The following is an 11,881-nucleotide window of genomic DNA, read 5'->3' as shown; positions in this document are numbered from 1 at the left end:
TGCATGCCCGCCCACCTCGAAGACACCCCCTCGGCTCCACCCGATCGCTGGGCTAGGAACACCGTCCTATTCGTCACCGGACAGACCGTATCCCTGTTCGGTTCGATGATCGTCCAGTTCGCCGTGATGTGGCACATCACCCTAGAGACTCGCTCAGGCATGGCTCTCGGTCTCTTCATGCTCGCCGCATTTGGCCCTCAAGGCGTGATGTCGATCTTCGGAGGCGTTCTGGCCGATCGGCTGGACCGGAAGAAACTCATCATCGCCGCCGACTCACTGATCGCAGCGACAACCTTGATCCTTGCCATCCTGATGAGTATCGGACTCACCGACCTATGGCTGATCCTCACGGCAGTCGCCATCCGATCGGTCGGCGCCGGGGTCCAAACGCCGACCGTTCAAGCACTGATCCCGCAGATCGTCCCCCAGGAACATCTCATGCGCATCAACGGCATCTTCCAGACGATCAATTCGGCGATGGCCCTTCTCGCGCCTGCCGCAGGGGCCGCGATCTACGCCAGCGCCGATATCATCGCAGCCTTCTATCTCGATGTGCTCACCGCGGTACTTGGAATCGGGCTACTACTCTTCGTCGGGGTCCCCACAGTGCAGGCGAACGGAGACAAACGGGAAAGCTACCGCCGTGAACTCGTGGAGGGAATGCACTACATCAGCTCCAACCCATTGATCCGATGGCTTCTGCTCGTCCTCGCCCTCTTCTTTCTGCTCTCCCAAGCACCCGCGATGGTTGTCTCTCCACTGCTGATCGCTGAGAGCTTCGGCACCGAGCCGTGGATGCTAGCAGTCATGCAAATGCTCCTCAGCATCGGCACCATGCTTGGAGGAATCTTGGTCGCGACGCTCTTCGCCAAGAGCAGCAGGATCGGGCTACTCCTCGGATCCGCCTACGCGGTCGCAGCATTCACCGTCGCTCTCGGGTTGAGCCCGAACCTTTGGCTGTACTACCTCTTCACCTTCCTCTTCGGGCTCGCAGTACCTGCGTTCTCCGCGCCGTTCATGACGCTGATCCAACAGACAGTTGACCCCGGAATGCTCGGACGCGTCTTCAGCTACGTCAGTATCGCCATGACGCTGTCCACACCAGCGGGAGTGATCATCTTCGGTCCCCTCGCCGATGTCGTCAGGCTACAAGGACTGCTCATCTCCTCAGGCACTGCACTCATCGTCGTGCTGACCCTCGCCACCGCTCTTCCATCCGGACGGGCCGTGATAAGAGCGGCACGCTCCAACTCCGCCACCAACGAATCAAAGAATCCGACTGGGCAGACAACTCAGTGACGGGCTGAAGAACCACTTTCGCAGTGCGAGCTTCGAGAGCCATGCCGAGGCCAGTGCTACCGCCGTCGACGCCCACGGAGGCACGGTTGCTACCTCGTGGACGTAATTCTCCACACCCGATCTTGGCCGACACTCGCGCTTTACACAGGCCGACAGGTCCCATCGGCTACGACTACGTGAGGCTCATGTTTTCCCGAGCCGGTAGCCTTCTGTTGCTAAGCGAGTTCGGTGAGAAACATCTAAACGCGGGGGATATGGCGGTGATCGGGGCGAACACACTGTGCGCAACCGAACCCGAGGAGTCGGCGACGGTCACGACCATCTACCTGGACCACGACTATGTGGTCGATCAGGTGTTTTGGCAACACGCAGCATTTCTCGCGGACCGGCTACAGGCGCGAGACTTCGTTGATGAGCTGTACTCCGAACCAGCGCAACTTCTGCATATAGGTGAGGACCGTATCGGACTGTTGACACCCTGGCTGGACGAGTTGGTCGCACTCAGTGTTGACGGACCTGCACCCGAACGGTTCTGTCGGATCCAAGCATTGCTCTTTGCAGTTCTGGACGTTGTCATCCCTCACATACGGACCAGCGCCGTTCCCAGAAGGCCAGCCCAGCGTACGTCCACTCTGCCTAGCCTGCCGAGGAAGCGTAGAACCATGGCGCTGAGGACTGAGGCATATCAAGTGGCTGAGCTGCTGCGTAGTAGTCCCGAAGCTCCTTGGACGCTCTCCAGCCTGGCTAAGCACGTCCACCTCTCCCCGAAGCACCTCTCACGAGTATTCACCGACGCATATGGCAAGACGCCGCTGGCGTACCTGACCATGTTGAGAGTCGACGTCATGGCCCGGCTTCTCCGCGAAACGGACCTTAGCGTCGCGGCAGCCGGACGAGCCGTAGGTTGGAAGAGCCGTAGCCGAGCCTCAGAGGCATTCCGGCAATGTGTCGGCATCACCCCCCAGCGGTACCGCGACCGACTCGGTGAGATGACGAGCGCCTGACCGGGATCGGGACACCGTTGTAGCCGAAAGGGACTCCACCCCCGTAGCCGCTCCCCATAGAAACCCAAGAGCTGATAAGTCGTTGGGACACGTCAGGTTCACTGTGGATCCTGGCGGTCAGTGTAGGGGTTCCTTGTTGTCCGTCTTCTAGTGCTGGTGGTTCCGGCGTACCTGATGGTCACCGGGTCGGTTCTTCGGCCCGGTGGGCAGGTTCGCGGAAGGAGGCCGGCATGGCAACCTCGGGCAAGGATGCTCGGGCGGCGCGGGAAGCGAAGCTTGATGCGCTGCATGAGCGGCTGACTGGTGCGGTCGAGCAGCTTGTGTCGGGTGAGGATTGGGGCCGGGCGTTGGAGTTCGCGGCCCGGTTCCGGGCGCGGTCGTTCGCGAACACGATTCTGATCTTCACCCAGCATCAGGAGGCCTACGGGTTGGGTCTGGTGCCGGACCCGGTGCCGTCGCATGTCGCCGGGTATAGGCAGTGGCAGCAGTTGGGCCGTCAGGTGTCGAAGGGGCAGCCGGGGTATCAGATTTTGGCGCCGGTGACGGGACGGTTCGCCTCAGCGACCCCGCAGGATGCTGAGTCGTGGCGACGCCTTGGGAAGGGTGAGAAGCCGCGTGCGGGTGAGACGGTGCGCACGAAGATGGTCGGTGTCCGCCCCGCCTACGTCTGGGACGCTTCCCAGACCACGGGTGACCCGATTCCTGAGCCGCCGGCGCCGCGGTTGTTGGAGGGGCAGGCTCCTGCCGGGTTGTGGGAGGGCCTCGCCGCCCAGGTCCAGTCTGCCGGGTTTGGGCTGCGGCTGGTTGCGGATGCGTCGGAGATTTTCGGGGCGAATGGGCTGACCGATTACGGCAGTCGGGTGGTGTCGGTGCGTAGTGACATGGATCCGGCGGCGCAGGTGAAGACCCTGGCTCACGAGCTGGGCCACGTGTTGTTGCATGGCCCGGATGCGGGTGAGGCACGGCAGCATCGTGGGATCGGTGAGGTGGAGGCCGAATCGGTCGCGTTGATGGTGGGTGCCGCGCATGGCATGGACACCTCCGGCTACACCGTCCCGTACGTGTCGACGTGGGCGGCGCGGGTGGAGGGCCAGGACCCGGTCGAGGTGGTCAAGACCACCGGGGAACGGGTCCGCAAGACCGCGCTGGGGATTCTGGAGCAGCTCGACACGGTGCAGGTCGGCAACGGCGCCCCGCCCGGTCTGGAGCGCGACACCCCCGCTCGCGAACCCGCGACACGGCAGGCCTCGGCGGCGCCGGCGGTGTCGGAGTCGGCGGGGCGGGTGGTGTCGGGGCGTGAGGCGGTGGCGCTATGAGCCTGAACCTCTACCAATTGGCCCGTCTTCTCGCTCCTGGCTCGGATCGGTCGCTGGGGCGGGTGGCGAGTGATCTTGCATCGGCGGGGGTGCCGGTGTTTCCGTGCGTGCCCGGGCAAAAGCGCCCGTTGACGCCGCGCGGGTTTCACGACGCCACCACGGACCTCGCCCAGATCGAGCAATGGTGGGCGCGGTGGCCGGAGGCGAACCTGGGGCTTCCGACCGGGGCGGTCTCCGGTGTCGTGGTCGTGGATGTTGATGTCCGCGAGCACGTGGATGGCCGGGAGAGCATGCGCCGCGCCTTTGATGCGGGGCGGGTGGGGATGCCGGTGTTCACGGTGGTCTCCCCCTCGGGTGGACGGCATGGCTATTACCCGGCCACGCCGGATGTGGTGCAGCGGTCGTGGCAGGCGGCCCGGGTCGGTGTGGATTTCCGTGGGGATGGCGGCTACATCGTCATCCCACCCTCACACACCGCTGCTGGGTCGTATCGGTTGGCGACGGTCCGGCGGAGCGCGGCGGCCGGGATCGACAGTGAGGCGCTGCGGGACTTCCTCGACCCCCGGCCCGTCCTGCGACCGCGCGCTGCTGAACGCGGCATGGCTCAGAGCGAGCCTGGGGTGGTGGTGGCGCGGCTGGCTGCGTGGGTGGCGGGTTTGGGTGAGGGCGAGCGGAATCGGGGGTTGTTCTGGGCGGCGTGCCGGGCCGCGGAAAACGACATCGCACCTGCCACGGCGGTGGATGTGCTGGGCGCGGCTGCCGGTGAGGCGGGGTTGGGTCCGCGGGAGATCGCCGCCACCGTGCGGTCGGCCTACCGCATCACCCACCCCACCACGTCCACCGCACCCAGGCCCACCGAACCAGCGGCAGCATCGCCGGTGCGGGTGCCGGTGGGCGCGGGGTGGGGGCTGGCATGAGGGCGCGGCGGTGGGCGGTGCGGACGGCGGTCGCGGGGACGGTGTTCATCGCGATCGGGGCATTCTGGCTGTCCTTCACCTCTCTGGCTGATCTCGCGGCCCGTTCGGGCATCGGGGCAGGTCAGGCGTGGGCGTGGCCGCTGATCGTCGACGGCATCATCGTGGTCGCCACCGTCGCCGTCGTCGCTCTGGCTGGCCAGAAGGCCGCCTGGTATCCCTGGGCCCTGTTGATCGGCGGTGCCGTCGTCTCGGTCACCGCCAACGCTCTGCACGCCATCGTGGCCGCCGACGCCGACGTGCCTGCGGTGTTGGCGGCCGCGATTGCTGCGGTTCCGCCCGTGGTGTTGCTGGCGATCACCCACCTCACCGTCATCCTCACCCACACCACCGATTCACAGCCGGTGATCTGGCAGACCGTCACCCAACAGAACGACCGGCCCACACCCGGCCCAGGGCCGGGCATCGAGTCAGGCCGGCCACCGGCGGCACTCCCGGGGACCGTCAGCGCCCATCCCATCGGCGCTGACGACGAACCGGTGACTTCGCCTGCACCAGATCCCGCTGCCGAGCACGCCGAGGAAGCACCCGAGGCCGACCGATCCGCCCCGCCGGATTGTGAAGGGTCAACCGGCCCTGACGTTTCCGCGTCGGGGACGGCTGGGGTGGGTCGGCGGGAGCGGGCTGCCGGGTTGCGGAGTGAGGGGTGGTCGAACAAGCAGATTGCCGCCGAGCTGGGCGTGCATCCGTCCACGGTGGGCCGCTGGCTCACCTCCACACCGACGAGGAGTTCTGAACCTGACACCAACCCATCGATGAAGGAGGAATCATGAGCACCCACGAACACGAGCACCACCCGGTGGAGCCGCCGGTCCACGACGACTACGGCCCACCCGATCCCGAAGAACTCGCCCTGACCACCCCCGGCACGCACGCCGAGAACCTCGACCAGGACGCCGTGAGTGAGCGAGGCGATCTTGTCCCACCCGAGATTCCGCCAGAGGATCTCGACGAGCAGCTCGCCCCCGACGTCGACGGACCAGACGCGGGCTCCCCGGGGTTGGGTGGGGACGTGGAGGGGGTGCCGGAGGCGGTCAAGGCTCGCACCGCTCGGACCACCAGCCGGCCTGTGGGGCGGCAGGTGGGGCGGGGTGTGGAGTGGGTGCGTCCGACCGATCTGATGGCCCGGCGTGGCGCCACAGTCGCTGGCCGCGGCATCCACTTCCAGGCCGCACTGAGCCAGAAGACCCGCCACGGCATCACGGTGGGTGCACGGCGCGTCGGTGATCGGGCTGCGCGGTTGGCGCCGTTGTCGGCCTTCGGCCACGGGCGAGGCCAGTCGGTGTCGGGGCGGTCCGCGGTGGGGATGAGCTGAGCGTGGTGACCAGCAATGACGACTCTCGCCAGCACCACCACGACACCACTGCCGCCGACATCTGGGGTGGGGGTGCGCACCTGCTTGTCAGGAGGCACCACCATGACCCACACCACAACACCAACCACCGGCACCGCCACTGAGACCGGGACGTCGTCGACGCCCCACCCCGACAGCTCGGACTTCCGAACCAGTGAAGGGCTGCGGGCTTTGCTGGAGCAGCTGGCCGAGCACGGATGGCGCAACAACTCCCAAGCCAGAGAGCTGTTGGAGTTTGCGGCGGAGCGGTTCGCACCCTTGGCACGCAAGCACGGCCTGGACGTGTGGGAGGCCGCGTCGGCGGCGTTTGATGTGATGCGCACGCCGGCGGCAAGGAAGGCCGCGGATCCGTGGGCGGTGGTCACGCATGCGGTGCGGATCACCTGCATCTATGAAGAACGCGCCCAAGGGCTCCTGTGTTCGGTCCACCAGGCCCGCCGCGCCCACATCTCTGCCCACCACGACCCCGAACGGTTCTCCGACCGCGAAACACCCCTGTACGAGTACCACCCGGCGTTCCAGCTCACCGACCCCCACCACCACGACCAGCAGGGCGACGTGGATGTGGGTTCGAGTGTGCAGGCAGCAGTGGCGGATGCGACCGGTTTGTTCGTGCTGCTGGGCTGGCCGTAAGCCTCCGCTCGGGCGGGGGTGGATCACGTCACCAACGCCTTGGCGCGGATCGGGTCTCGGCGGGGCACCTACGAAGCCTTGCGGCGCGACAAGCACGCCCGCGCTCTGCTCGACCTTCCCGCCCCGGCTTGGACGTGTCTGTTGAGGGTTCTGCTGGGCCATCCCGAACCTGCCTACGCCACCACGATGGCTGGGCGCGGGATCCTGCTGCGTCTGTTGCTCGGGGAGTCCCTGGCGGACCTGTTGGATGATGACGCCCTGGTCACCGCCATCGTCCGTGCCGTCCCGGGGCGGGAACGGGTGCGGTCATGAGTACCCCGGGGCACATCGAGCTGGACCGCGCCGTCGACTCCCTGCATGTGGGCCGACGTCACCGTGCCGATCTGGGTGACATCGATGCGCTGGCGGCGTCGATTGAGCGCGATGGGTTGTTGCAGCCGTTGACGGTCAGCCCCGACGGGGTGCTGATCTGCGGGGCACGACGGCTGGCGGCGATCAAGCAGCTCGGCTGGCGCACCGTCAACGTGTGGGTACGCTCCGGTATCTCCGACCGGCTCGGCCACCTGCTGGCCGAACAAGACGACAACGTCCTACACAAGCCGCTCACCGCGCTGGAAGCCGCCGCCCTCTACCGCGAACTGAAATCCCTCATGGCCGAGGACGCTGCGCGTCGCAAGGCCGCGACCCAGTTCCGCAGCGACAACCAGCCCGGAGCTGACGGTGTGGGAAATTTTCCCGCACCGTCAACACCCACCGGCCGCGCCAGTGAACAAGCCGCCGGAATGATTCCCGGCGGTGCCTCGTACAAGACGCTGGACAAGATCGGCTTCCTCGAACATGCCGCCACCGATGAGACGCTGCCCGAACACGTGAGGGCAGCGGCACGGCAGGGGTTGGAGGAGATCGACGCGGGCAGCCCGGTCCATCCGATCTACGAGACCATCCGCAACCACACCGCCAGCCCCGATGCTGGTGATGAGGCGTTGCATCAGGCCGCGGCCGACGCCCTCGCCCGCATCCAATCCGGTGGCAAGCCGGAGCCCGCCCCGGCCAAGAAGCCCAAGGACGAGGCTGAGGGCGCGCCGGTGCAGTACCCGGTGCGGGCGTTCGTGGTGACGTGGACCGAACTGGATCAGTGGTGGACCCACTACGACCCGGCTGTGCTCGCCGTCGAACTCACCGACGAGCAAGTCGCCACGTTCCTGCGCGTGATCGAACACACCGTCGCGTTCGCCGACGCCCTCCAAGCCGCCCTCACCACTCCGGACAACACCACCACCGCCGCCTCCGGCCCTGTCGATGAGCAGGATGACGGACCGGCGGGTGGGCGTCCGCAGCTGCGCGCCATCTAGCTTCTGCCTGCTGGTGTTTGGGGTGGGTGGGTGCACCTGCTGGGCATGGACACTTCCGATCGTTCGTCGCGTCGCCGGCTCGTGCTGATCGCTGCCGGCTCGGTCACGGCCCTTGTGTGTGGGGTCGGGATCTACGGCCTGGCCACCGGCCCCCACACCCCCACCAGCACCCCGGGCACGTCACCGACCATCACCACCAGCCCGTCACCCTCCGCAACCACCACCGCCACGGCGAGTCCTTCAGCATCCGGGGCGCCGGCGGTGCCACCGGTGGCGCGGAGCGCTGATCCGGAGCAGTTCGCTCGCAATGTCGCGACCACGCTGTTTGCGTGGGACACCACCACCGGGCTGCTGCCGCTGGACTACACCTCGGCGATCCTCGCCGTCGGTGACCCCAGCGGCGCCGAACAAGCCGGCCTCGCCACCGACGTCGCCGCCTACCTGCCCTCGCGGACCGCATGGCAGGACCTGCGTGAGTACGGCACCAGTCAGCATCTGACGATCGACCGCGCCTACATCCCCGACCAGTGGGGCGAAGCCGTTGCTCAGGCACCCGAGGGGCAGCTCGCACCCGGCACGGTCGCCTACACGATCGAGGGCACCCGGCACCGCACCGGGACCTGGAACGGCGAACCGGTCACCTCGGCCCACAAGGTGGAGTTCACGGTGTTCGTGGTCTGCGCGCCGACCTACGACACCTGCCATCTGCTGCGCCTGTCACAGCTCGACAACCCGCTGCGGTGACCTGGTCGTGAAGAAGCTCGCCGTGATCGCTGCCGTGCTCGTGCTGTTCAGCCCCGCCCTGCTCCTGCTGGGGGTTGGGATGATGTTCAGCCCCGGCGCCAACGCCTCCTGCACCACCAGCACCAGCGGCCCATCGGTGGTGGGGCCGGTGCCGGACTCGCTGGACGTGACGACCGCTGACGGGCAGACCTTCACGCTCAACACCACCCAGCTCACCCATGCCGCCACCATCATCCAGACCGGCTCCCAGATCGAAGGCGTCACGCGTGATGGGCTGCAGATCGCGCTCATGGCCGCCCTCACCGAGTCGAATCTGCGGATGCTGGCCAACACCAGCGTCTACCCCGACTCCGGGAACCACCCCAACGACGGGGACGCCTCCGACCACGACAGCCTCGGCCTGTTCCAGATGCGACCCCAAGCCGGGTGGGGCACCGTTGCTGACCTCATGGACCCCGTCTATCAGGCCCGCGCGTTCTTCGGCGGACCCACCGGCCCCAACCACCCCTCACCCCGCGGCCTGCTCGACATCCCGGGCTGGCAGACCCTGTCGAAAGGTGAAGCCGCGCAAGCCGTGGAAGTGTCGGCCTACCCCGACCGGTATGCGAACTACGAGCCCGTCGCCGAACAGATCCTGACCACCCTCACCATCCCCAGCACCACCAGTCCACCATTGCCGGAAACCGGGCGTGTGGTCTTCCCGCTGCCCGAGGGCACCTGGGTCGCCACCTCGCCGTTTGGGATGCGGGTCCATCCCATCACCGGGGAGAACAAGCTCCACACCGGCGCGGACTACTCCGCCCCCGACGGCACCCCCATCCTCGCCGCCGCCGACGGCATCGTCACCCACGCCTCGATGTCCGGCGGGTACGGCGGGCTGATCATCATCGAACACACCATCGGCGGGCAGACGATCGCCACCGCCTACGCCCACCTGTGGGAGACCGGCATCCACGTCAACGTCGGCGACCACGTCACCGCAGGACAACACATCGGCGATGTCGGGTCGGCCGGCTACTCCACCGGCGCGCACCTGCACTTCGAACTCCGCCAAGGCGGCAGCGACGGCGAGTTCACCGACCCCCAGCCCTGGCTCGACCAACACACTACCGGCAACCTTCCAGCCCCCACCACACCGGTCGAGCAGGAAGGCTGCAACCCGGCCGCAACCAAGCCCGCGCCGCCCCAAGGACCCGATGCCGGGGACCCGGACCGCAAGGTCGATGACCCCACCACCGACGGACAGATCACCGCCCGCATGCTGCACGTCTACACCCAAGCCCTCACCGCCTACCCCGACGCCTCCTGGGCCTGCTACTCACCCCGCCCCGGCAGCAAATCCGAACACCCCCTCGGCCGGGCCTGCGATGTCACTTTCGGCAACGCCATCGGCACCCGACCCACACCCCAGCAACTCGAATCCGGATGGGCGCTGACGAACTGGCTCAAAGACAACGCCGAAACCCTCGGCGTCGAGTACCTCATCTGGCAAGGCCAGATCTGGTCCCTCGCCCGCGACGCCGAAGGCTGGCGCCCCTACAACGGCGGCGGCATGCACGACCCCAACGACGTCACCGGCGGCCACTACGACCACGTCCACATCACCGTCAAGGAAGGCAGCTGATACCCGTGAACATCTACCCCGACTTCGGCGCCCTCGGCGACAACACCACCCTCCACAACGTGATCGGCGCCCTCTTGACGTTCGTCCTCGTCACCGCCGTCCTCACCATGCTCATCAGCGGCATCACCTGGGCCATCGCCACAGCGAACGGCAACCACACCACCGCCACCAATGCCCGCACCGGACTCCTCGTCGCCCTCGGCACGGCCACCCTCGCCGGCGCCGGGATCACCTGGCTCAACTGGCTCATCCACCTCGGTGACCAACTGTGATGTTGAAAGAGTCCTCAAGAGCACGTCCGCGACGTCAATCGCTTGGCGACTGGCCCACAGTGTGTTCCACACGAACGCCATTCAGCGTTCGCACCTGCCCTGGCGGTAGCCCCTTTCGCGTCGCCCAACCACGTACATACGCGAACAACTCTTCCGTCGCTTGGATGGCCGCTCCGTAAATTTCCTGCCAGAGCGATTCGGGGATGACATCCACTCGCAGCGGCACTCCCATGTGAAAGCAGTTCGGATCTGCGGCTTGCGTCGTTACAAGCATGTGGTTGAGAGAGAAATGAACCCAGCCCGACGTCTTGTCATAGACGGGCAGTGCCCAAGCGTGAGTGTCGGCTGCCAGTTCTTTGAGTCGATAGTCGTTCAAAGGCTTGCCATCAGCATCCTTGATCTTGCGCAGCTCCTCGCCTCGCAAGAGCTTCAGGGTGAGGCCGTCAACATCCGGACCGCTGGCAATGTAATGCGCCCGGAACAACGTGTCGAGCTGAAGACGCAGCAAGGGGGCAGCCGCATGGATGTTGTACGTGTCTACCGCGTCAATAAGAGCATCGAGCACCCCGTAACTGCGCTGGATCATCGCCGTCACGATCAGGTCAGGCAGGTACAAATCGCCGTCAGCAGCCATGAGGGACTGCGCGGCGAGATCTAAGTGGTCGATACGTAGCTGGTCAAGGGCTCGCCGTGACGCCGCAAGCTCGGGATATCGATCCACTGAGCCACCCGCCAGCTGAGGTTTGGGCGCTCGGGGCAACCGAACCGGTGGCAGATCTGCTTCTGGATGACACTTCATGCAACCACTATGGCTTCCGAAGCGCCGCTCCAATAGTCACCGGCCGACGGGACCGGCCCACATGCCGTCTGGACCCGCCAGCACACCTGACAGGCAGACCCAACCAAGGGCCCTCCCGCCGCAGCGGGTGGGCCGTCTGCTTCGAAGGAGCTCGCCGTGCTTGATCTGATGACTTCTGTCCTGCCCACGCTGCCGATGATGCTGCCGATGGAGGTGGACATCACGCCGAACGATGATGGGCTGCCGGGGATCGCGCAGCTGCGCAACATCGTGGGGGCGGTGATGACGATCGGGCTGATCCTGTCGGTGCTGGCGCTGATCATCTCCGCGATCGTGTGGGGCTTCGGCGCGAACTCGTCCAACCCGCACCTGGCCGGCCGCGGCAAGGTCGGTGTCCTGGTCTCCTGCGGGGCAGCGATCATCTGCGGCGCTGCGGTCACGCTGATCAACTTCTTCTGGAACGTCGGCCAGTCCGTCTAACCCCTACCCAACCGTTCCAACCCGCGTGTG

14 protein-coding genes are annotated in these 11,881 nt (G+C 66.4%); 13 read left to right on the top strand and 1 reads right to left on the bottom strand.

The window, feature by feature from the left end; translation table 11 throughout:
• The first annotated feature begins 3 nt into the window (after positions 1 to 3).
• The 12 genes from R3I40_RS03895 (at position 4) to R3I40_RS03845 (ending at position 10,572) form a co-directional block, all read left to right on the top strand.
• On the top strand, positions 4 to 1,299 hold the full coding sequence (locus R3I40_RS03895; protein ID WP_252908406.1) for an MFS transporter: 1,296 nt from the start codon (positions 4 to 6) through the stop codon (positions 1,297 to 1,299).
• Between the two features lie 122 nt (positions 1,300 to 1,421).
• Complete coding sequence (locus R3I40_RS03890) at positions 1,422 to 2,303, top strand: helix-turn-helix transcriptional regulator (protein ID WP_252908407.1); 882 nt, start codon at positions 1,422 to 1,424, stop codon at positions 2,301 to 2,303.
• Between the two features lie 230 nt (positions 2,304 to 2,533).
• Positions 2,534 to 3,619, top strand: coding sequence for an ArdC-like ssDNA-binding domain-containing protein (locus tag R3I40_RS03885; RefSeq protein ID WP_252908408.1), 1,086 nt, complete (start codon positions 2,534 to 2,536; stop codon positions 3,617 to 3,619).
• Positions 3,616 to 4,536: a bifunctional DNA primase/polymerase gene (locus R3I40_RS03880; RefSeq protein WP_252908409.1), complete on the top strand. Its 921-nt coding sequence runs from the start codon at positions 3,616 to 3,618 to the stop codon at positions 4,534 to 4,536. Before R3I40_RS03885 ends, R3I40_RS03880 begins: the two co-directional genes overlap by 4 nt.
• 17 nt (positions 4,537 to 4,553) lie before the next feature.
• Positions 4,554 to 5,366, top strand: a complete 813-nt coding sequence (locus tag R3I40_RS03875; protein ID WP_396349484.1) for a DUF2637 domain-containing protein — start codon at positions 4,554 to 4,556, stop codon at positions 5,364 to 5,366.
• Positions 5,363 to 5,908: a hypothetical protein gene (locus R3I40_RS03870; RefSeq protein ID WP_252908412.1), complete on the top strand. Its 546-nt coding sequence runs from the start codon at positions 5,363 to 5,365 to the stop codon at positions 5,906 to 5,908. Before R3I40_RS03875 ends, R3I40_RS03870 begins: the two co-directional genes overlap by 4 nt.
• A gap of 102 nt (positions 5,909 to 6,010) precedes the next feature.
• Complete coding sequence (locus R3I40_RS11575) at positions 6,011 to 6,580, top strand: hypothetical protein (RefSeq protein ID WP_396349483.1); 570 nt, start codon at positions 6,011 to 6,013, stop codon at positions 6,578 to 6,580.
• Positions 6,581 to 6,598: 18 nt separating this feature from the next.
• Positions 6,599 to 6,892 (top strand): hypothetical protein, encoded by a 294-nt coding sequence (locus tag R3I40_RS11570; protein ID WP_396349482.1) that lies wholly within the window; start codon positions 6,599 to 6,601, stop codon positions 6,890 to 6,892.
• Positions 6,889 to 7,932 carry a ParB N-terminal domain-containing protein gene (locus R3I40_RS03860; protein ID WP_252908415.1) on the top strand — a complete coding sequence of 348 codons (1,044 nt, stop codon included), beginning with the start codon at positions 6,889 to 6,891 and terminating at the stop codon, positions 7,930 to 7,932. The genes R3I40_RS11570 and R3I40_RS03860 overlap by 4 nt, the downstream gene beginning before the upstream one ends.
• A gap of 45 nt (positions 7,933 to 7,977) precedes the next feature.
• Positions 7,978 to 8,676 (top strand): RodZ family helix-turn-helix domain-containing protein, encoded by a 699-nt coding sequence (locus tag R3I40_RS03855; protein ID WP_252908420.1) that lies wholly within the window; start codon positions 7,978 to 7,980, stop codon positions 8,674 to 8,676.
• A 7-nt stretch (positions 8,677 to 8,683) separates the two neighbouring features.
• Entirely contained in the window at positions 8,684 to 10,300 is a 1,617-nt protein-coding gene (locus tag R3I40_RS03850; protein ID WP_285262103.1) for a M23 family metallopeptidase, read from the top strand.
• A gap of 5 nt (positions 10,301 to 10,305) precedes the next feature.
• Positions 10,306 to 10,572: a DUF6112 family protein gene (locus R3I40_RS03845; RefSeq protein WP_252908424.1), complete on the top strand. Its 267-nt coding sequence runs from the start codon at positions 10,306 to 10,308 to the stop codon at positions 10,570 to 10,572.
• A gap of 34 nt (positions 10,573 to 10,606) precedes the next feature.
• Here R3I40_RS03845 and R3I40_RS03840 read toward each other — a convergent pair whose 3' ends face one another.
• Positions 10,607 to 11,371, bottom strand: coding sequence for a hypothetical protein (locus R3I40_RS03840; protein WP_285262102.1), 765 nt, complete (start codon positions 11,369 to 11,371; stop codon positions 10,607 to 10,609).
• 168 nt (positions 11,372 to 11,539) lie between these two features.
• Here R3I40_RS03840 and R3I40_RS03835 point away from each other — a divergent pair, with 168 nt between their 5' ends.
• Complete coding sequence (locus tag R3I40_RS03835; RefSeq protein ID WP_034375318.1) at positions 11,540 to 11,851, top strand: DUF6112 family protein; 312 nt, start codon at positions 11,540 to 11,542, stop codon at positions 11,849 to 11,851.
• The last annotated feature ends 30 nt before the right edge of the window (positions 11,852 to 11,881 follow it).

This window comes from Helcobacillus massiliensis (assembly GCF_033106145.1).
Classification (GTDB): domain Bacteria; phylum Actinomycetota; class Actinomycetes; order Actinomycetales; family Dermabacteraceae; genus Helcobacillus; species Helcobacillus massiliensis.
Note: the sequence above shows the minus strand (reverse complement) of the source record. Positions and strands in the feature narration are given on the sequence as shown.